Raw genomic sequence first — 20,359 nt, forward strand, 5'->3', positions numbered from 1 at the left:
CCGAAATCCAGAAATCGGTGGGCTCAGCTTCATCGGTGCTCCTGCTTACATGCCCCAGCACACAATCAGTGCGTTGAGGGTGACCGAATTCCTTCTTGAGGATCATCCAACTCACCTCTGACACCCGCGTTCCTGCAATGAGCCCCGACTCTTAGAGATCACGAACCACCACCAATCTTTTTACCACTTCTGATAAACTCAGTCGTGAGGTGAAGTATGCCATGTCAACACAATCCATTCGAACGAGATTTCTCGGAACTGAGACGTCGTTCTCGGTCTCAGGAGCCTGGTTGTCGTATTGGATCCTGCTGCTTCGGCTGACCGCCGGGTGGTGGATGCTCCACGCCGGCCTTGACAAGATCTGGGCGTGGCCCTTCGACGCCAGCTGGTTCGTCGGCGGAGCCGCTCAGGGCACGATTCTCGCCCCCTTCGTCACGCCGTTCAGCGACGGCATCCTGTTGGCGTTCGTCAACGTGGCGGTACCGCTTGGGCAAACCGCCATCGGTTTCGGGCTGATACTCGGTGTCCTCACGAGGACCGCCGCCTTCTTTGGTGCCTTCATGATGCTGTTCTTCTACTTCATCAACGGCTACGGTGGCGGCTGGGCCAACGGTATGGTCACGGGTGAACTACTTGGGATCATGGTCTTCGGAACCATTGTGGCACTCGGAGCGGGCGGCGTCCTGGCAGTCGATAACCGCCTGCGTGAGATGGAACTGTTCGAGAACACGCGATTACGGAAACTCCTCGGGTGACTACCAATGAGTGACTTATCAACGGCAGACCAAATCGCCATGTACGTCGGCGGTGGCTTGGTTGTCTTGGGCGTCGTCGTGATCGGCCTGCTCGACATGCTACTGGGAGCCGGGCACCCAGTCGATAGCGAGGGAGCAATCGAACACGCTGCAGTGGTCCCCATCGACATTAGGGCGGGCATCATCCTGCTCGGCTTGGTGATTTGGGGACTCGTCGCCGTTTACAAGTTTGCCGCAGGGTCGGCACCGTCGGGATCGACTACGGGCCAAACCCCATCCGGCATGGACGACTAGTTCAACAACTCAGTCCGTGGAGCCATTTGCCAGTTAACTTTTCGCGTTGCTCGCACTAACGTCCATCTGATGCACCTAAACGTGAAGACAAACACGATTTTCAGGAGTAGCCTTATCGTTTCTTGGTTTTCCTTCTGGTCAGTACGCGCGCTTTATTCAGCAGAACGAACTTAACACTCTTTGGTTTGGTAGAAGAAACTGAAATCAATACGCAATAGAAATTTCTGGATTTAAGACTGAAATTAGTATATTGAAAATAATATTTCAATATAGCCCTGACTTCCGATTCTGGTTTGTCTTTCGAAGAAAGGTGTACGGGTGTTTTTTCAATTCAGCTGTCCTTCGGTTAACCGTTAGAACGGGGTAATCTGCTTCCTCGATCACTTGAGCTGCGACGCTTCCCTGTAATAGCCGACGAATGCCAGTCAATCCTCGTGTCCCCATTGTAACAAGGTCGATGTCAGTCACCTCAGTGTATTTGAGAATCTCCTGCTGAGGTTGACCAAAGCTCAACGTAGTTCGGACAGGAACGTCCAAGGTCGCTGCCTTCTCCGTAATGTCCTCCAAGAGCCGAGTTCCCCGCTGTTCCCAAGAGTCAGTGACCTCTTCCCACGTGAATCCAGGCCGACTCGAATAGGACTGTTCGGAAATGACAAAAAGTCCATGTAGGGTTGCATCATACCGTTTAGCAATTTGTAGCCCATGTTTGAAGGCCACAGATGCCTCGTCGTATCCATCCGTAGGCACGAGAATATCTGTGAACTGACTAGTAGATAACTCTCCTACCGGATCAGAGGGATCCATATCAGGTATCGTCAAGACAGGAAGAGAGATATTTTGAATGATGTGGCTGGAGACGTCTCTCCGGAGAATTCGTGCTAATCTAGTCTGTGTAGGTTTCTGGTGGACAAGCAAATCGATATCATTCTCCTCAGCGTATTCCCGAATAACACCTGAAGAGTGCCCACTATCCACTGCTGGTATCACATTGAGTCCGAGCGAGTGGGCCTGATCCACCACGGGTTCAATTACCGCTGCTGCGTCCCATTCCTCTTGTTTAGTGACTTGGTCGGATTCCACCTCCGTGCGTTCCTCATCTTGAATAGATAATACGTGGAGAGCCGCATCATACGTTTCTGCAAGTGATAGACCATATTGGACCACTGAGTCCCTTATATCAGCTCCGTAGAGTGGAATGAGGATCTGGTTGTACAGGTTGATGTCCGCACCTTCTCGAACTTCTAGATGGCTGGGGGAGTTCATACATATCTATACGTAACGACGATTTACCGTGCTTTCTGTTAAGAATCGAAACCGGGAGAACAGTCTCTGGGGTGGTGACTTGAGGCTTTTATCGCAAGTAACTCGCTATAGCACGCCTATTTCGAAAAGAGTGGAGACGTCGTTTGGAGTCGCATCAGTTCGACGAGAGCGTATTTCCCACAGTTTCGAGGAGTGAAGTGTCGAAGTCGGTGCGACGAGTCATGCTCTGGGTCATGTTGGGCGCAATTTAAGGCCGATATGCTCGTTGACGGAAAACCGTCACGGCAGCACCCTCGACCGATGAGGGTCGCCACATGGAGACGAATACGGGACTCTGACCTTTGGGGTTTCCTACTCAGAACTGAAAGTCGCCTTCCCCGTCGTGCTTGAATCCGTTCTCAATACACAGGAAAGGTCGACGTACAATTGAATACCCCCGAACCAAGTGACGAACATATGGAACGGACCGTAACTCGTCGCGGACTACTACGGGTCGGTGCGACGACAGTCACACTCGGAATTGCCGGCTGTTTAGGATCATCGAGTGAGGACGAGTGGGACATCGAGGGGACGCTGGCAGTGACGAACGCTCAGCAATACAGTTCACCTGGCTGTAGCTGTTGTGGACGATATGCGTCGTATCTTCGGGACCATCTCGACACGACGCTCGGGGAAACCGAAACCGAGGACGTGGCGGATCTCAAGCGCCAACACGGTATCCCATCGGATTTACAGAGCTGTCACACACTCGTCCTCGACGAGTACGTCGTCGAAGGACACGTCCCTGTCGAGATTATCGCGACGATGCTCGATGAAGAGCCGGCAATCGACGGCATCGCGTTGCCCGGGATGCCGGCCGGTTCACCGGGGATGGGCGGGACGAAGTCCGACACATTCACCGTCTACAAACTCGGCGGCGGAAAGACAGGTAACGTGTACACCGAGATCTGAACAGAGAACACCTGGTCAAGATACTTTGGGACGGCAGTCGACAGCCTGAACGATGATTCGACGACTCCTCCATGGCCTCGGGTATGTGCTCGCGTACGTACTTTTCCTTGGCGCGAATACGCCGGACTCGGTCGTCACCCGTCTTCGCATCGCGTATCGTCTTGTCGGTGTCCGGATCGTCGAGACGCCACAGATCGATTCGGTCGAACGGACGATCTTCCTGTGTCCGTACCGAAATCTGGGCGCCACTTGGTTCGGGGAGAAGTGGATCTGTCACGACATCCTAGACCGCGTGGACGACGGCTACGTGACGTATCTCCGGCGGCACAAGGGAATCGACTACCAGCGTCCTCGCGGGTGTGCCGACCTCGCGTACTGCGACGAATCCGAGTACTGCTATTCGGAGGTTTCCGAACTCGAGTAGGTGACCGATGGATCAAAGTACTCTACGCAACCGGATCACCGACCAGTTCTCCTACCGCGGCGAGCGAGCCGATATCTGGCGGGCGTTCGACCTCCATTTCGATACTGACGAGTTCCTCAATCTCGGCTACTCGGAGTGGTACCAGCCACATATAGCCGGTTCGAGTCAACGTCGCCTCGTCACGGAAGTCGGCTCGAGGGTCGCGTCGCATCTACCCACAACCGACGGAGTGCGCCTCCTCGATGTCGGCTGCGGTCGGGGGGGTCCAGCCCTCCACCTCGCCTATCAGTTCGGCTTCAACGTCACTGGTGTCGACCTCGTTCCGTACAACATCCAGATGGCAACCGAGAACGCACGGGGTAAGCACCTCGATTCCGAGTTCATCATCGGTGACGCGACACAACTCCCGTTTACCAGGGACTCGTTTACCGCGTGTACAGCCATCGACGCGCTCGTATACCTCCCCGAGCGGAATCGCGTTTTCGCTACAGTCGCAGATACCCTCGAACCCGAGGCGGTTCTCGTAGTCTCCGATCTCGTGATGCAGTCAGACGTGACTGAAACGGAACGGAGATTGGTCGATTCATTTGCGGATGCGTGGGATATGCCGTCCTTGGGTACTGTTGAAGGATACAAAGCTGCTCTCGACGAGACAAGCTTTGAGCTCAAAGCGGTCGAAGATATCACGAAACACAGCGTCGGACGCTTCCGAAAGTGGACGACGCTGTACCTCCAGCTACTCACGAGCCCGCTCCGGGCTCTCATTGAACGACTGTTAGGAGCGTATGATCTCGATCCCCTAGCGATTACTGAGCAGGTACGGAAGGCTCACCACGCGCTGCCGTTCCTGCGACACGTTATCTTCGTTGCGGAACTAGAGACTACTTGACTGCTACTTGCACGGCGCAAGAAAGAATCGGATCGTCACGTCGACGCTTGAGCATCCACGAATTTGGATGGACCTGTGGGGTCTTCACTCCTCGTGATTGTCGTGTGGTGGATCGTGACCCATAGGTTTAGAATTGGTTCAGACTCCAGTATTTATATAGGACACAGATAGGAATCCGTTGGTATACTCGAACGATAGTTCGGGATTGTGAGGTACTAACCGTTGATTGTGGAGTCAGAAAAGCCAAACCGTGCAGCACGGCTCAAATCGCTATGTATCCCGACTTTGGATTGCTAAGAACAAATTGCTTGGTTCAGGCCCTCGTACCATTGATGTGGGGTGAAACCGAATGGCAACTGATCCAGTCTGTGGAATGGACGTCGATGAAAGTGATCCGGCGGCCACAACTGAGTACGACGGTCAGACGTACTACTTCTGTGCCGAGGGCTGCAAGGAGACGTTCACCTCGACACCGGAGGATTACGTCTAACCGTCACACCCCACACCTGCGTCGTAGCTCCCCCACACCCACCCCCATTCACCCGATCCCCTCACCCCCATTCCGCCTTTCGATGACCCAACCAGAACTTGACGACACGGATCGCGAAATCCTCCGTCTTTTAGCGGAGAACGCGAGACGACCCTACAGCACTATTGCTGAGGCTGTAAATCTTTCACCCCCGTCCGTTTCAGCACGCGTCCGTCAGTTGGAGCAAGATGATGTCATTCGTCGATTCACCGTTGATCTCGACCTCACACAGTACGAAAACCGGATACACGTCATGGTACGCCTCCAGCCTGAGCTCGGAAAGACAGATTCACTTCGAGAATCGATCCTCAAGGCCCCATACGTAGAACACGTATTCACAACTGCTGAGGGCGAGATCGTGGTTGTTGCGACACCGCCGCGGACTACGGTCGGAAACTGGGTGCAGCACAGTCTACCACTGAGTGACGTGCGACGATACGACGTGCAACTGCTGTCAAGCGCCACCCGTTCAGCCTATGCCAACGGTACTGAATCCGTACTTACGTGCGCACACTGTGGAACCACTATCAGCGAAGACGGAATAGCTACCCGCGTTGGTGGATCACTCCAGCAGTTCTGTTGCAAAGACTGCGAGACCGCGTTCAAAGGAGAGCACGAGAATCCTCAAGAAAAGTAGAACTACAGATCAATGCCTGTTGACCCCGTCTGTGGGATGGAAGTCTCACAAGAAACTGCCGACCCGACTATCGAACACGACGACAAAGTGTATCACTTCTGCTCGGAAGACTGTCGAGCAGTGTTCGAGGAAGTACCTGAGAAGTATACCGAAACGCCACATCCGCATCTCGTTGAATCGGGAGGAATGACGCTCCCCCGAGTGCCATACGGTCGAGCCACTGGAGAGTTCGATCTCTCGATAACCGACCCATCTTCACTTAGCACGGGAGATAGTGTTCGCTTCTCGAAGACGATCACAGACGAGGATGTTAGGAAATTTGCAGAGGCGACCGGAGATACAAACGCGGTCCATCTCAACGAGGCATTCGCTGAAAAGACCCGGTTTGGCCACCGCATCGCTCATGGAACGCTCGTCTCGGGAATGATAAGTGCTGCACTCGCGTGCTTTCCCGGAGTCACGATCTATATTTCCCAGAATTTGGAATTCCGCCGACCAGTCAGCATTGATGACACCCTGACGGCCCGATGTGAGATCACCGACGTTCTCGATAACGACCGATACGAACTCACAACACAGATCGAAGATGATAGTGGAAGCCTCGTTCTCGATGGGGCAGCCACCGTTCTGATCGATCCCCTACCGGACTGAATCCGGCAGGGCTGTCGTGTTGACCACGACGAGATTCCCGAGACCGTCGTATGACATCTGTTGTAGACCAACTCGGAGGCCCATCTAATCAGAAGGGGTATTCGATTCGATAAGTCCGAAAACTCGGCCATCACAGAATAGTGCGGAGGAAATACTACTATTCAGGGTCGCGTTGACAGTGTCGTTTTGGATTTGAAAGAGTAATCGGAGTGAATTAGGAGCGTGTACATGTAGCTGACAATGGGATCATCCACAACTACTACGCCAGAAGGGAACAGTAGTGAGGTACTCGTTCGTGCTGAGGGAGTCGAAAAAACGTACGGGTCAAGACTCCCATTCACACGATCTGTGACCGTCTTGACCGGTGCCGATCTCGAAATTCGGACGGGGGAAATCGTCGGGATCGTCGGCGCGAACGGGTCGGGCAAATCCACGCTCATGAACATCCTCGTCGGTGTCCTCGAACAGGATTCCGGAACAGTCGAACGGACGGGAACCGTTGGCTGGTGTCCACAGGAACCACTGCTTTACGACCGCTTGACGGTCGGAGAGACGTTCCGACTGTTCGGTTCCGGATACGGAATGACCGCCGAAGAAATCGACGAGGCCAAACACCGCTTGGCGTCGAAACTCGATTTCGAGCAGTACCTTGACTACCGAATCGACCAACTCAGTGGTGGAAACCGGCAGAAAATCAATCTCAGTATCGCCCTGATGCACGATCCGGACGTCCTCATGCTGGACGAGCCCTACACTGGATTCGACTGGGAAACGTATCTCACGTTCTGGGATCTCGCTGAGGAACTCGCTGCCGACGGAACAGCTGTCACGATGATTTCACACCTGATCGAAGAGCAAAGTCGTCTCGACCGCATCTATGAGGTTCGTGACGGACAGGTCTACGACGTGACTGACCAGGAAGGCGAGACTGATGCAACGGCCAGTGAACGGGGGGAAGAGACCGATGAATAGGGTTTGGACGGGGATTCGGGCGAACGTCTCCACCTTCCTCAGAACCCCCCTGAATGTTGTCCTAGCACTTCTCCTTCCGATTGTCGTTATCGAAGGCTGGGGACAAGCAATGGCTGGGTTACCAAGTATGCCGACGGTCGAGGCGATTCCGATCGAGCTAGGTCGCCTTCTCGGAGCGATATTCGGGGTCGCCATCATTGCCGGCCTGATGGGACTCGCGCAGATGATTAGTGCGCGTGCAGCCGATCGGCGACTCGTTCAGACAGGCTATCCACCCCGAACACTGCTTGCGACTCGATTAGCGGCGCTCGGAGGAGTGACCGTTGTCGTGGCTGCCGTGAACTACGGCGTTCTCTGGCTGACGATTTCACCGGAAGCCCCTGTCCTGACGTTCGTATTCCTCGTCCTCGCCGGCCTCGTCTATGCGTTTCTTGGCGCACTCGTCGGGGCGCTCCTTCCGCGACTGTTCGAAGGCTCGCTCGTCGTGGTGTTCCTCGCGATGATGGACGCGTTCCTCAGTGGCGACAGCCCGCTGGCTGCTGACATTCCTGAGTTCGTGGAATACTTCCCGCTCTATCATCCGAAGGAACTCCTTCAGGAGGCGATGTTCCAAGGTACATATACGACGGGCGACCTCGGCTTCGTTGCCGGATACCTGCTCGTCTTGCTCGTGCTCGTCACCGTAGTGTTCGGAGTGACGATGCGCACCAGTGGTGGGTGGTCCGCATGAACCGTACGACAACGGCGTTCTCGATCGGCATCAAAGAACAGGCGCGTAACTACGTCCTCGTCGCTCTACTGGTCGTCCTACCGGTCTCGTTCATCACGTTGGCGTTCGCAGTCACCCAGGACGTCGAGATGCCGGTTCGGACGCTCGTCGACGGTGAGACGGCGACGGTCATGCGGGGGATGCCTGAGGTCCACGGCGTGATCATGACGCCGATTACGAGTGCTCTCATCGCCGGACTCGCCGGGTTGTTCCTGATGCGAGAAGCCAAAGACACGGACGGTCGTCTGGCAGTCGCTGGCTATCGTGCATGGCAGGTAATCGCTGCCCGGTTTGGGGTTCTCGCAGCAATTACTCTCATCGTCACCGGTGTCTCAGTTGGTGTGATGCTCGTCGATTTCCAGCCCGAGTATCTCTGGTGGTTCGTCGCAGCGATGCTCGTCGTCTCGGTCACGTATGGTCTCATCGGGATGCTCGTCGGGGCCGTCTTCAACCGCCTAGCCGGGATGTGGCTGATGCTGATTCTCCCGATGCTCGATATCGGACTGTTTCAGGATCCGCTGTTTATTCAATCTGAACCTGATTGGTGGATGAAACTCTTTCCGGGCTATTGGCCAGTCCGTGTAATGGTCGATACCGGACTCACAACCGACGTAGATACGGCTCTCTCGTTGGTGTGGGCTACTGGATATCTTCTCCTCGTAGCCGTGCTCGCAATTGGTGTTTACTACCGAGCCACACAGGCGAGTTGATCACAAGAGAAATCAGTCATAAATGGAACAAAACAAGTCACGGGATCGTTCTGAAATCAAAGGTATCGGTGAGGGCGGTATTCTCTAATCCCCGAATCACTTGACCCCGGTGAGTTCACCCTCTCACGGTGGCAATCAGTTGGAGATGTCCTCATCAGTAGCATCTAATCGCTCACGGCGACGTCTATACTCCTCCTCGTCAATTTCGCCCCTGGCATAGCGGTTCTGGAGCGTTTTTCTGGCTGAGTCGTCGGTAGTCGATTGAGGAGATTTTTGGTTTCCAAGCCAGTAGAGCCCGCCACCGAGAACGCCCAGCATTCCGAGTACGCCACCAACAGCTGGTAGCCCTCCAACTCCACCTCCGTTGCGGCCACTCATCATTCCAGAACCACCTCGTCCCATCATTCCACCACCAGTATTCCCGCTTCCATCGCTGCTTGAGCCGTAGGCGACTGTACCCTGGTCAACAATCGCCTCACTCGATGGGACCTCTCCATCCGGGATTGAATCCTCCTCTGCCGGTCCGCCAGGACTGCCAACTACGATCCGTCCGACCATCCCAATCGACTTGTGCGGGATGCAGTAGTAATCATACGTCCCTGGCGTTTCGAACGTATATTCGAAGCTCCCGTCTGAGATCGTCCCACTATCGAAGGCGGAAGCGCCCTCCGGAATACGATCTGCGTACGCCGTAGCGGAATGTGCCCCCGCTGCGAGTTCAAATTGAACGGTTGTCCCGGGATCAACACGTAGGCCGATTGGGTCGAAGTAATTGTTTCCCATCTCCACGATGGGCGTCTCCTGTGCGTTCGCTGACTGAGCAAAGCCGGTGCTGGCGACTGCGCTGGCACCGACAATGCCTAAGAATTGACGTCGGCTGTGATGTGTCATGTTGTCTGGATCATTCTTCGGTGGGTAGCTACGCGCGATACTGGTGCGAAGACTTCGGACGTGACTCACTCCGAACTTGTCGTTTGTTCCCATTACTACTCATAACCATATGCTGAATCGAGCACACCATTTCGATGTAACGGAACGATGCTGCCGAACGGTTGGTTTCGATACCCTCGAGTCGATCCGCAGGTGTTCAAACGGGTGAAACGCGGTTTGGGTAGTGGTCACTCTGATTGTTCGAGCTTTTCTCGTCGGGCTTCGAACTCTTCGTCCGTGAGATCGCCACGAGCGTACGCCAGACGTAACTCTTCCATCGCGGGATTATGAGACGTCTGTGTCTCGCTCATCCGCCGGAAGATGAGATATCCACCGCCCAGAAGCGCAAGGAGGAAGATGACCGGGACGAGCATCCCGATGAGGGGCCACCAACCACCTGTGGTACCGTACTGGCCCATCATTCCTCCGTATCCCATCATCCCACCGAACCCCATACCCATTGTGAGCAAGGGAAGGAGGATGAACGCTCCGAGGACGATGAGCAGTATCGTCGTCGTATCCAGTTGATCCGATGATGCCATCAGAGATCAGGCCTCCGATGCGGATCCGAACTCGTCAGTTACGGCTGCCAGTACGCGGTCGAATCGTTCGCTGACCTCGGTCGCGACGGAGTCAAGCGCGTCGTTATCAGCGATCCCGACTAACTGTTCCGGGTCGACCGCACTCACCACGATGACGCCGTCATCGTTCTCGTAGACGATGACGTTACAGGGCAAGAGCGCACCGAGTTCAGTTTCTACACTCAACCCTTCGTATGCCAGCGGAGGATTGCACGCACCGAGGATGCGATACTGGCGGAACTCCTCACCGAGTTTCTCCTTGAGCGTCGCCTGAATGTCGATGTCACAGAGAACACCGAATCCCTCGTCTTTGAGCGCGGCATTCGTTGCGTCGACGACATCGTCGAACTCTCCATCAATCTTGGTTTGTATTGTGTAACTCATGTAATACTGTATCCTGTTTACGCACTTAAGCGTTCGGTCCCGTCGCCCCAACTGGCAGACGAGAATTTTTTCTCGACGATGCTCCTTCTATTTCGGTCATGGGCACTACTCGAGTTGCTTTCGTCGACGTTCGAACTCTTCATCGGAGAGTTCACCGCGAGCGTAACGCTCACGAAGAACCGAAAGCGGCCGACTATCACTCCTCTCAGAATCTCTGTTGAGGAGTGAGTAGACGAGATAGAGCGGGACGACGATTAGGAGCCCCATCCAAAGGAAGCTCCAGAGGCCCATTCCACCGCTGAAGACCCCCCAACCGCCGCTACCCATCATACCGCCGCCGTAGCCTCCACCACCGTGAGCCGCTGCGGTGCCCGTTGCTACAATCAACAGCGGAACCGCTAGTATTGCGATTCGACGAGTCGTCCGCCCGAGAGTGTTGGTGTAGTGTGTCATTGTGATCGTTGAGTCAGTAAGTCGAATATCTATCGTGTCAGACGAGGATCCGAACAGGGATCGTTAGCAGCCGTACCCCTGTCCGTTCATCCCCGTCGCGGTGTGATTGTCGTCCGCCATATCTTGGGCCATCTCGTCGACGGTCACGCCCATGTGCGCTTCCATCTCGTCAACGGCATTCGGGCCCATGTAGTCGGTCATGTGACCTTCCATCCAGGCCGCCCAGTCTGCTGCACTACCATCGGCTGGCGTCCCTTCAGCTGCCGTCTCGTTCCCCTGGATCGGTTCGTCACCGTGTGCGCTAACTACCGGGGCGGCAAACGCGAGTCCGACAATCGCGAGCACCACGAGCAGCCATCGTCCGAGGTTTCGGTTGGTCATTGTTTTTCGCCTCAAGTAGTCATACGGTGGGTTCGGAGTTATCTTCGTGGGAGTGAACTCAAACAGGAGAGCGTTCAAGAACGTCTATAACGCCATCTAAACGTTTTCTACTGACGGGATCGTTCATACCTGCCGAATTCGAAAGGATCAGAGGAATGGTGAGAGCAAAGGGGATCCGTCGAGACTGTTCACCTCATTGCGGCGATCCAGACAATAACCACGGTTCAGGCGGCGAGGGAGGCTCGGGTATTGCTGACCACGAACGAGATGGATCAGTTCCCTCGGAACTGGTGATACTGCCTCGTGAGTGCCTGACGATGGTAGAGGATTCCAATTGTCATGAGGAACAGAACGGTCGCAATTTCGTAGCCATACGCACCAAGCAATAACATCGTTGAAGAACCACTCAGTCCGCCTGCAAGTAGTACGGCAAACAACGGGCTAACGCAGGCAGGGCACGCCACAATCCCGACTATTCCTCCGACTGCCGACTGCGAGAAATCAAGCAATGCATCATAGACGAGATACGCCAGCGCGAACAGGCCAACCGCTTGGTAAGGAATGAGCGAGACCGTGATCAGGTCACCTGTATAGACGAAGACCGGACTCCATCCCAAAGATCGACCCCACGTTATTCCGAAGCCGCTTGGTCCAGTGAGCTGCCCGAAATGAGAGGTGCTCGGTCCAAGTAATCCTGAAAAATAAAACATCACGATGAGATATAGAGCAACGACAAGTGCGGCACCAATACGATACACTCGACGTTTCGTTACAGGTCGAGTGTGCCAGATCACCCAGACTGAGGCGGTGAACCAAATAAATGGAAGGACGAAATGGGTCCACCGGCTCCCCATATCTCCTGTGAAATATGCGTACACCAACCCGGCGATCAACTGTGCGGCGAGGAGGAGATTGAGCCACGTGCTTGACTTGAGAACCCGGCTAATGCGATCAGTTTCGAGTGTTGCTTGTGACATGATGGGTAGTGTTAGTATGAATTTCTACGTCTGTTAGTTCTGCAGGTCATCACTCGGATACACGCGGTAGGTTCGACCCTGTCGTTCCCGATACAGCAGCCCGCGCTCCTCGAGTGAACTCACGGTCTGGCTCACTTTACTCTTTGAGAACTCAGATCGATCCCGAAGTTCGATCTGCGTGATTCCAGGCGAGTTCAGGACGGGTTCAAGGACGCGTCGTTCATCATCCGGTAAGAGATCGAGAACGCGCGCTTGCGGATCCGATTCAGGATTGATAGGCGTCGCCGGCGAGGCGTCATCGTCTATCGATGTAGGCGTTGCCTCCGATACCTGATCGGGGTCGATGTGATCCGCTGAGTCGGTTGTCGAATCGATGAGATTCCCTCGAACCACGTAATAGATGCCACCGATACTGCCTGCGACCAGAAGGGTTCCAACCACGTACCAGAGAGGATCTGGACCGTGAATCGCCCCCATAGACGAGTCCATCATCGGCCCCATCGACTGCTCGATAGCGCGACGCTGTTGATAGGCCCGCCAACTGAGTAGTCCGCCAGCCAAGAGGACGAACCCAAGGAGCACACCAACGACGGTATCCGCTGGACGTTGGTTCATATGACATCCCCTTGTTTCGATATCTGACTGCTCATACAATCAATTTTGGCGCGACAGGTGTGACAATTGCGGATTGAAGGTGCGATGATGAAGTGCTTCACAGCGGATGAACCACAGTACATCTATCAGTGATCGTGATCGTGGTTTGTTATCTGCGGGCTTTGATCAGCAAATTCCGTGGGCTCTTCCTCGAATGCCCGCTTACAGGTCTTCGAGCAAAAATAGTACGTCATCCCATCATTGGACGCACTCGGCCCCTCATCGTCGGTCCGCATGCCACACACCGGATCACGATACTGACCTGGTGCGCCGATTCCACGTCGGTAGACATACAGGAGGAACCCGGAGAGCGCGAAGGCGATAATATTGAGGTAGAACGTGTAGTTGAGCTCGAAGTACGTCTGTTCGGTCGCCGTCTCGCCACCGGCCAGATCTGGTACGATGCCGAGGGCGTCGAACAGCAACTCCATGAGGAAGCCAGTGAACGCCATCGTCACGAAGAAGACGCCAAGGATGTACAGCATGATCTTCCAGCCGTAGTACTTCCGGTAGACGTTCAGCACGGGCACGGTGATGAGGTCGGCGTAGACGAACGCGATGATCCCGGCGAAGCTGACGCCACCACCCCAGAGCGCGACGGCGAACGGGACGTTGCCCATACTGCCGACGAAACTGAGGACGGCGATGATGACGCCCATGACGGCGTTCTCGGCAGTCACGAGCAGGCCGTCGCCCTGAATGAACAGCGTGTTCCACACCCACTGCGGGACGAAGACGATGACGAACCCAGAAATAAGGAAGCCGGCGACGATGTCTTTCCAGATCATCGACCACTCCTTGCGGTACTGATTCCCGACCTTGTACCAGCCACCCCACGACAGCAACTCGTCACGCCACCCGCCGCTACTCGACGTCTCCTGGCGATAGGTCTCCATACAGCCCTCCGAGCAGAATTTGAGCGTCTCACCGCCGTCGGTCGTGAGCGTGTACTCGTCTTTCCCCTCCATCCCGCAGGTGGGATCTTCCGTGACGCCCGCCTGGCGGTCGCGCTCGTTGAGCTTCTCGCGGACTTCGTTAAACAGGTTTTCGGGAAGCGTGAGGTGGACGATGGCGGCCATGACGGCGATGAGAATCAGGCCGCCGAGCAGTTCCGCGACGAGGAACTCCCAGCCAAGCAGGATGAGAATCATCAGCCCTAGTTCGACGATGAGGTTCGTCGACGCGAACATGAACGCGAGGAAGTTCACCGCGTGCGCCCCCTTCTTGAACAGGCCCTTCCCGATGGCGACGGCGCCGAAACTACAGCCACTGCTTGCTGCTCCGAACACAGTCGCCTTGGTAAGTCCAGTTAGATCGCCCTCACCCAGCACCTGTGCCATCCGCTCCTTCGAGACGTAGACCTGGACGAGACTCGTAATCGTGAGGCCCATGATGATCGCCCACGCCGCCGTCCAGAGAAATCCGACACCGATACGAAGGGATTCAAGAACTCCGTCGATTATCGTCGCCTGCATAGGTGTATCATTGTAGGGATCATCTATTGCGGTTTTGATTAGAATATACTGCCTATGAGGGTATCAGTACTATGGCATCGTAACCGTCGGCCATAGATGATCTATCGTGAAGAGGGGAAAACATTGCAAACCTCCACAAGCTCCACGGAATCCGACTTCAGATTCAAAAGGGGAATCTGATTAAATCACGCCGACGTATTAGAGGCTAATGGGACCAGTAGAGACCGATGATATCCCAAATGAGGGGAACACCACCTGGAAGAACAGCCTTCGCCGGCCTGCTCGGTTGTCCAGTACGGTAACTGTCACATCCACTTCCTAATTTACGATGGCTGTCGATCTGGCAATCCATGATGCACTCGTTCTCACAGCCGACGAGCGGAACCGCCTGTACGAGCGCGGCACAGTATGCATCACCGATGGCTGTATCGAAGAAGTCCGACCATCACGTGCAGGAGACGGAGAATTAGAAGCGTCCACCGTTATCGACGGGAACGGGAAACTGGTGATGCCGGGGTTGGTGAACGCCCACACGCACTTGGAGATGACACCGCTCATCGGTGCGTTTAGCGAACTCGAGCTGACGGAGATGCTTGGGAGTGGGACGGCCTTGTTTAACAGATTAGGGAACGGCGAATTCGAGTACCTCGTCGAGGCAGGCGTCGAGCTCGCAGCGCTCAATTTCCTCTTGGGCGGTGTCACGACCGTGAACTCGATGGACGCACGGCCTGCCGCAGGTGCAGAGGCGTTCGGGGAAGCAGGGCTCCGCGGATTTTTCGGCCCGGCGATCTCGGACCTCTTCTGGGACCAACCAGTCGATCAGCAGTTCTCCCGTGCTCGCGAGTTCGTCGAAACGTACCACGACACGTACGACGGCCGAATCAGGGCGACGATCTGCCCGCACGACGACTGGTCGTGTACCCGGCAGCTGTGGGAACGGACCGCATCCCTCGCCGCAGAGTATCCGGACCTGCTCGTCCACACGCACTTGCTCGAACTCGAGGAGAGTAACACGATGGCACGAGCGAACGGTGGCGAGGACTCGGTAGGATTGCTCGACGACGTTGGACTCCTGGACGACCGACTGGTCGCTGCTCACTTCCGCCTCGGCGACGAAGAGGACATCCAGCGAACCGCCGAGGCGGACGCGGCTGTTGCGCACTGCCCGTCCGTCTTCTGTTACTGGAATCCGGACGGGGAGACGCAGTGGACGCCCGTTCCCGAGCTTCGAGCCGCCGGCGTCGACGTCGGAGTAGGGATTGACGACCACTACTGGCACGACTCGTACAGCATGTTCGGTGAAGCGCGGCAAGCTCGGCTGGCGGCAAATCTCAAGCGTTCAGCCGGGCAGTTCGACTCGATGGAACTGATACGAATTCTCACTATCGAGGGCGCACGCGCGCTGGGGATGGGCGACGAGATCGGCAGTATCGAAGCGGGAAAGCGCGCGGATATTATCCTCCTCGACGTCGACAAACCGAAGTTCACGCCACTGACCAACGTTCCCGCACACGTCGTGAACAACGCGGTCCCGGCCGACGTCGAGACAGTGATCGTTGACGGCGACGTCGTCCTCCGGAATGGTGTGCCCGAGACAATGGACTCGGACGACGTGCGACAGCGAGTAAATCAGGCTGTCGAACGCTTCATGGACGAGACAGGCTGGGAGTTAGACATTGGTGGTAGTGAACCGCCGACCAGCATCGAGACTGTACGGGACCTCCCAAAGCGTGGCCCTGCGCGACTCCTGACTCGCCTCGCGATGCAATCCGCGCGTGATCGGTTCTCCTTCTAAGACCCTGCCAGCGTAGGGGTGGTTCCCCCTCAGGAATTTCTGTGGGCGCGAACGAACGCACGTCGCAGGACGGTCAGAAGAACGTACGTCTCGTACTTCTGGGTCTGGCAGTGCTCGCAGGGCTGCATATCCTCGACGATCTCCTCAATAGCGTCGTCGTACTCGTCGGTGAGCGTAGTGAGCGCGTCCGTGATCTGGGGCTGGGCAGCGTCGATCATCTCCTCGACGGCGGCGTCGGCCGAATCTGGTAGTGAGTACGAGAGGACGATCGTGTTCGCGTGGTAGTACTTCGTCGTCCCACCACGCCCCTCCTCGAAGCGAACGACGTCGACGAGGCCCGCATCCCGGAGCTCGTTGATGTGATGGCGGACCGTGTTCTCCGTCCGGTCGATGCCGCGATCGTCGAGGCGTTCGTGGACCTCGGTCGCAGTTAGGGCTTCCTCGGACAGAATGTCGAGGACCATCGCCCGCATCGGCTCGTCGATGGCGTCCGAAATCCGAGTGTCTCGCACCGCGATGTCGTCGAGACGGTGGTCGGTATCGGAATCACTCATACGAGGACTGAGCGCGAGCACGCGGGAAAAGGTAGCGGGGCAGGAGTCGGGTAGGTGTCTGTCGAGGTATCCAGTACAGGATGGACCCGCGATAGCGAAAGCCCTAGACGACCCGTTTGACTGTTCCAACGACTCGTATCCGAATTCAAACATATCATATAAAAAATACTTATTGAGGTACGGGCACTATCTCAAACTGTAATGAGCGACACAACCCAATTCCGCGTCCTCGACTTCGACTGCCCGACCTGCGCGAGTACCGTCGAACGCGCCCTGTCGAACGTCGACGGCGTCCAGCACGTCGAAGTCCACTACGCGACCGGCCGCGTCGAGATCGAGTACGACGACAGCGTCGCTGACCCCGACGCCTTCGCAGAGACCATCGAAAACCAGGGGTACACTCCCCAGCCCGCCTAACACTATGAACAAACAATCGATCACGCAGTACTACCGGAACCACCGGAAGGCCATCGTCACGGCGACAAGCGGCCTGCTGTACGGCGGTGGCTGGAGTCTCGGCTACCTCACGAGTTTCGAGATGGCAAGCGCCGCCATCCTCGTCCTCGCGACGGTCGTGGGTGGCTACGACATCGCCAAGACCGCTTACCACGAGGTCACCAACCGGACGCTCGGCATCAAGACGCTGGTGACGCTGGCTGCAATCGGCGCCATCGTCATCGGCGAGTACTGGGAAGCCGCCGCCGTCGTCTTCCTGTTCAGCCTCGGCAGCTACCTCGAGGGCCGCACCATGCGGAAGACTCGGACGGCCCTCCAGGAGCTGCTGGAGATGACGCCCGACACGGCGACCGTCCGTCGCGACGGGACACTCCAAAAGGTCTCCGCCCGCGATGTCGAAGAGGGCGAAGTCGTCGTCGTAAAGCCGGGCGGGAAGATCCCGGTCGACGGAACCGTCGTCGACGGCGAGAGCGCAGTCAACCAGGCGCCGGTCACCGGCGAGAGCGCGCCCGTCCACAAGGCCGACAGCGACGAGGTGTACGCCGGGACGGTCAACCAGGAGGGCGCGCTAGAAATCCGGACGACGGGAGCGGGATCGGATACGACTCTCGAACGGATCATCCGTCGCGTCGAGGAGGCCCAGGAGGCTCAGTCGCCCACGGAGAGTCTCATCGACCGGTTCGCGAAGTACTACACGCCGGCCGTCATTGCCCTGGCTATCGGCGCGTACGCGGTCACGCAGAACGCGATCCTGTCGCTGACGCTGCTGGTCATCGGCTGTCCGGGCGCGCTGGTCATCGGGCCACCGGTCAGCATCGTCTCGGCCATCGGTAACGCCGCCCGGTCGGGCGTGCTGATGAAGGGCGGCGAACACCTCGAACGCGCCGGCAAGATCGATCTCGTCGCCTTCGACAAGACGGGGACGCTCACGAAGGGCGAGACCACCGTCTCCGGTATCGAGGGGTTCGGCGTCGCCGCCGCCGACGTCCTCTCGCTCGCAGCGACCGCCGAGAAGAAGAGCGAACACCACCTCGCGGACGCCATCGTCGACATGGCCCGCGAACGCCAGACGGCTGCGACGGACGGTGGAGCGACGGTCGCCCAAGCGGACGATACGGACGTGGGGCGCAGGTCGGTCCCCGATCCCGACGACTTCGACGTGGTCGCCGGCAAGGGCGTCATCGCCCATGCCGATGGCCAGGAAGTCGTCGTCGGCAACCGCGCGCTGCTGGACGACCGCGACGTCGATGTCCCCGATCGGGTCGCCGACTACGTCCGCGAGCGTGAGGGGCGCGGCGAGACAGTCGTCCACGTCGTTCGGGACGGGGACATCATCGGCGCGATTGCGATGCGGGACGAGCTCCGGGAGGCCGCTCCTGGGGTCGTCGCGGCGCTCCAAGACGCTGGCATCGAGACGGTGATGCTCACCGGCGACAACGAGCGGACGGCCGCTGCCGTTGCCGAGGAGGTCGGTATCGACGAGTACCGTGCCGAACTCCTCCCCGAGGACAAGCAGTCCGTCATCGAGGGCTACCAGGCCGACGGCCACGTCGTCGCGATGGTCGGCGACGGCATCAACGACGCGCCATCGCTGGCCACTGCCGATGTCGGCATCGCGATGGGTGCTGCGGGAACGGACACCGCTATCGAAACGGCTGACATGGCGTTGATGGCCGACGACCTCGAACGCATCCCGTACGCGGTCAAACTCAGCAAGGCGACGCGCTGGAACGTCCTCGAGAACGTCGGGCTCGCGGTGCTGACCGTGACCGTCCTCCTCGCGGGCGTGCTCACCAGCTACGTCACCCTCGCGTCGGGAATGCTGGTCCACGAGGCCAGCGTCCTCCTCGTCATCCTCAACGGGATGCGACTGCTCCGCTACTGACCACGAGACACGATCACAACCACAACTCATGACATCGAATTCGACTGCGACTGACACGACCCAGACGAGAACCAATTGGCAGGTCGACTACGACGCCGACCCGATCGAAATCCGCGACCCCGTCGCGGAGGCCCTCGGCGTCCTCGAACCGGGCGAGCCGTTCGTCGTCACCTACCGGGACGCGGTGAAAGAAGCCGGACACTCCTGTCCGACAGCCTCGGGTGCCTATCGGATCGTCCAGCTCGGGCTCGACGCCCTGTATCCCGACGACTATCCAGTCCGGAGCGAAATCGAGGTCCAGACGGCCGGCCCGCAGGACGATGCCGCGTACGGCGTGATGAGCCGCATCATCTCGTACGTGACTGGCGCGACCGGCGATGACGGATTCAGCGGGCTCGCCGGCGGCTATGGCGGCCGCCGCGACCTCCTGCGCTTCGACGCGTTCGACCCGGACACGGCGGACCCGACGTTCCGGTTCCGGCGAACCGACACGGACGAGACCGTCGAAGTGACCTACCACGTCAGCGACGTTCCTGACGGTGGACCCGCAATCGGGAACCTCCAAGGGATTCTCGACGAATCGGCAACTGACCAGCAACGAGAGGCTTTCGCTGACGCCTGGCACCGCCGGGTACAGGTCGTCCTCAGCGACGACTCGCTGTTCACCGTCGACGCGGTGTGAACGCGACGGTCTACCCCTCTCACTCGAAATAAGTTACTGCGGTACACTATCGATCTCCTCAAGGGCCTCAGTAGCGACATCACCTAACTCACCAGCCTCGATATGCGAGTACCGCTCACGAACCATCTCCTCAGAATTATCGAGATATCGGGCCGCCACAGTATATCCGAATGCCCGGACCAGAACCTCGCCCATGCCACGACGGCCACCGTGCGGAGCAAGATAATCGTGTTTCGGATGGTCGATGTCGATCTCCGCGGCCTCCGAGAGTCGTTGGAGAATCGACCGTGCGCCGTCCGTCGTGATCG

At 57.2% G+C, this 20,359-nt stretch carries 25 protein-coding genes and 1 pseudogene; 15 read left to right on the plus strand and 11 right to left on the minus strand.

Annotation, left to right across the window (positions count from 1 at the left end):
- Window positions 1-209 precede the first annotated feature (209 nt).
- Window positions 210-755, plus strand: coding sequence for a DoxX family protein (locus FJT57_RS15290; protein ID WP_231554252.1), 546 nt, complete (start codon window positions 210-212; stop codon window positions 753-755).
- A 6-nt stretch (window positions 756-761) separates the two neighbouring features.
- A complete protein-coding gene (locus FJT57_RS15295) occupies window positions 762-1,049 on the plus strand; it encodes a hypothetical protein (RefSeq protein WP_004594603.1) in 288 nt (95 codons plus the stop codon).
- 264 nt (window positions 1,050-1,313) lie between these two features.
- On the opposite strand, the gene FJT57_RS15300 is transcribed toward FJT57_RS15295, so the two are convergent.
- Window positions 1,314-2,312 carry a universal stress protein gene (locus tag FJT57_RS15300; protein WP_123538919.1) on the minus strand — a complete coding sequence of 333 codons (999 nt, stop codon included), beginning with the start codon at window positions 2,310-2,312 and terminating at the stop codon, window positions 1,314-1,316.
- A 456-nt stretch (window positions 2,313-2,768) separates the two neighbouring features.
- On the opposite strand from FJT57_RS15300, the gene FJT57_RS15305 reads away from it, so the two are divergent.
- From FJT57_RS15305 to FJT57_RS15350, 9 genes are all read left to right on the plus strand, one after another.
- Window positions 2,769-3,263, plus strand: a complete 495-nt coding sequence (locus tag FJT57_RS15305; RefSeq protein WP_123538918.1) for a DUF411 domain-containing protein — start codon at window positions 2,769-2,771, stop codon at window positions 3,261-3,263.
- A gap of 52 nt (window positions 3,264-3,315) precedes the next feature.
- Window positions 3,316-3,687: a hypothetical protein gene (locus FJT57_RS15310; protein WP_123538917.1), complete on the plus strand. Its 372-nt coding sequence runs from the start codon at window positions 3,316-3,318 to the stop codon at window positions 3,685-3,687.
- 7 nt (window positions 3,688-3,694) lie between these two features.
- Window positions 3,695-4,576: a class I SAM-dependent methyltransferase gene (locus FJT57_RS15315; RefSeq protein WP_123538916.1), complete on the plus strand. Its 882-nt coding sequence runs from the start codon at window positions 3,695-3,697 to the stop codon at window positions 4,574-4,576.
- Between the two features lie 349 nt (window positions 4,577-4,925).
- Window positions 4,926-5,066 (plus strand): YHS domain-containing protein, encoded by a 141-nt coding sequence (locus FJT57_RS15320; protein WP_123538915.1) that lies wholly within the window; start codon window positions 4,926-4,928, stop codon window positions 5,064-5,066.
- Window positions 5,067-5,148: 82 nt separating this feature from the next.
- Complete coding sequence (locus FJT57_RS15325; RefSeq protein WP_123538914.1) at window positions 5,149-5,742, plus strand: AsnC family transcriptional regulator; 594 nt, start codon at window positions 5,149-5,151, stop codon at window positions 5,740-5,742.
- Window positions 5,743-5,754: 12 nt separating this feature from the next.
- Window positions 5,755-6,393, plus strand: a complete 639-nt coding sequence (locus FJT57_RS15330) for a MaoC/PaaZ C-terminal domain-containing protein (RefSeq protein ID WP_123538913.1) — start codon at window positions 5,755-5,757, stop codon at window positions 6,391-6,393.
- A 348-nt stretch (window positions 6,394-6,741) separates the two neighbouring features.
- The gene (locus FJT57_RS15340; protein WP_123538911.1) at window positions 6,742-7,365 is read left to right on the plus strand and encodes an ABC transporter ATP-binding protein; all 624 of its coding nucleotides are present in this window, start codon (window positions 6,742-6,744) and stop codon (window positions 7,363-7,365) included.
- Complete coding sequence (locus FJT57_RS15345; RefSeq protein WP_123538910.1) at window positions 7,325-8,095, plus strand: ABC transporter permease; 771 nt, start codon at window positions 7,325-7,327, stop codon at window positions 8,093-8,095. Before FJT57_RS15340 ends, FJT57_RS15345 begins: the two co-directional genes overlap by 41 nt.
- Window positions 8,092-8,844, plus strand: a complete 753-nt coding sequence (locus FJT57_RS15350; protein ID WP_049909288.1) for an ABC transporter permease — start codon at window positions 8,092-8,094, stop codon at window positions 8,842-8,844. Before FJT57_RS15345 ends, FJT57_RS15350 begins: the two co-directional genes overlap by 4 nt.
- 135 nt (window positions 8,845-8,979) lie before the next feature.
- Here the strand turns inward: FJT57_RS15350 and FJT57_RS15355 are convergent, their stop codons facing one another.
- The 8 genes from FJT57_RS15355 to FJT57_RS15390 all read right to left on the minus strand — a co-directional run bounded on the left by FJT57_RS15355 (window position 8,980) and on the right by FJT57_RS15390 (window position 14,679).
- A complete protein-coding gene (locus FJT57_RS15355; RefSeq protein WP_231554254.1) occupies window positions 8,980-9,627 on the minus strand; it encodes a plastocyanin/azurin family copper-binding protein in 648 nt (215 codons plus the stop codon).
- Window positions 9,628-9,962: 335 nt separating this feature from the next.
- Entirely contained in the window at window positions 9,963-10,316 is a 354-nt protein-coding gene (locus FJT57_RS15360) for an SHOCT domain-containing protein (protein ID WP_049983674.1), read from the minus strand.
- A 6-nt stretch (window positions 10,317-10,322) separates the two neighbouring features.
- Entirely contained in the window at window positions 10,323-10,739 is a 417-nt protein-coding gene (locus FJT57_RS15365; RefSeq protein ID WP_004048654.1) for a DUF302 domain-containing protein, read from the minus strand.
- Between the two features lie 105 nt (window positions 10,740-10,844).
- A complete protein-coding gene (locus FJT57_RS15370; protein WP_049986201.1) occupies window positions 10,845-11,192 on the minus strand; it encodes an SHOCT domain-containing protein in 348 nt (115 codons plus the stop codon).
- 63 nt (window positions 11,193-11,255) lie between these two features.
- A complete protein-coding gene (locus tag FJT57_RS15375; RefSeq protein ID WP_004048656.1) occupies window positions 11,256-11,573 on the minus strand; it encodes a hypothetical protein in 318 nt (105 codons plus the stop codon).
- A 272-nt stretch (window positions 11,574-11,845) separates the two neighbouring features.
- On the minus strand, window positions 11,846-12,550 hold the full coding sequence (locus FJT57_RS15380; protein WP_123624180.1) for a DUF7546 family protein: 705 nt from the start codon (window positions 12,548-12,550) through the stop codon (window positions 11,846-11,848).
- Between the two features lie 33 nt (window positions 12,551-12,583).
- Window positions 12,584-13,165, minus strand: a complete 582-nt coding sequence (locus FJT57_RS15385) for a helix-turn-helix transcriptional regulator (protein WP_004048657.1) — start codon at window positions 13,163-13,165, stop codon at window positions 12,584-12,586.
- Between the two features lie 125 nt (window positions 13,166-13,290).
- A complete protein-coding gene (locus tag FJT57_RS15390; protein WP_049986199.1) occupies window positions 13,291-14,679 on the minus strand; it encodes a permease in 1,389 nt (462 codons plus the stop codon).
- 328 nt (window positions 14,680-15,007) lie between these two features.
- Here FJT57_RS15390 and FJT57_RS15395 point away from each other — a divergent pair, with 328 nt between their 5' ends.
- Complete coding sequence (locus FJT57_RS15395; protein ID WP_123538909.1) at window positions 15,008-16,474, plus strand: amidohydrolase family protein; 1,467 nt, start codon at window positions 15,008-15,010, stop codon at window positions 16,472-16,474.
- A 29-nt stretch (window positions 16,475-16,503) separates the two neighbouring features.
- Here the strand turns inward: FJT57_RS15395 and FJT57_RS15400 are convergent, their stop codons facing one another.
- On the minus strand, window positions 16,504-17,028 hold the full coding sequence (locus FJT57_RS15400) for an ArsR/SmtB family transcription factor (RefSeq protein ID WP_004048660.1): 525 nt from the start codon (window positions 17,026-17,028) through the stop codon (window positions 16,504-16,506).
- A 201-nt stretch (window positions 17,029-17,229) separates the two neighbouring features.
- Here FJT57_RS15400 and FJT57_RS15405 point away from each other — a divergent pair, with 201 nt between their 5' ends.
- Genes FJT57_RS15405 through FJT57_RS15415 form a run of 3 tightly spaced genes read left to right on the plus strand, consistent with a single transcriptional unit; the run spans window position 17,230 to window position 20,051 of the window.
- Window positions 17,230-17,445 (plus strand): heavy-metal-associated domain-containing protein, encoded by a 216-nt coding sequence (locus FJT57_RS15405; RefSeq protein ID WP_004594622.1) that lies wholly within the window; start codon window positions 17,230-17,232, stop codon window positions 17,443-17,445.
- Window positions 17,446-17,449: 4 nt separating this feature from the next.
- The gene (locus FJT57_RS15410; protein WP_004594624.1) at window positions 17,450-19,369 is read left to right on the plus strand and encodes a heavy metal translocating P-type ATPase; all 1,920 of its coding nucleotides are present in this window, start codon (window positions 17,450-17,452) and stop codon (window positions 19,367-19,369) included.
- A gap of 28 nt (window positions 19,370-19,397) precedes the next feature.
- The gene (locus FJT57_RS15415) at window positions 19,398-20,051 is read left to right on the plus strand and encodes a hypothetical protein (RefSeq protein WP_004594625.1); all 654 of its coding nucleotides are present in this window, start codon (window positions 19,398-19,400) and stop codon (window positions 20,049-20,051) included.
- A gap of 33 nt (window positions 20,052-20,084) precedes the next feature.
- On the opposite strand, the pseudogene FJT57_RS17075 reads toward FJT57_RS15415, so the two are convergent.
- Window positions 20,085-20,359: pseudogene (locus tag FJT57_RS17075) on the minus strand (site-specific integrase); the annotation flags it as partial.

This window comes from Halobellus captivus (assembly GCF_007655485.1).
In the GTDB taxonomy this organism is placed as follows: Archaea; Halobacteriota; Halobacteria; order Halobacteriales; family Haloferacaceae; genus Haloquadratum; species Haloquadratum captivum.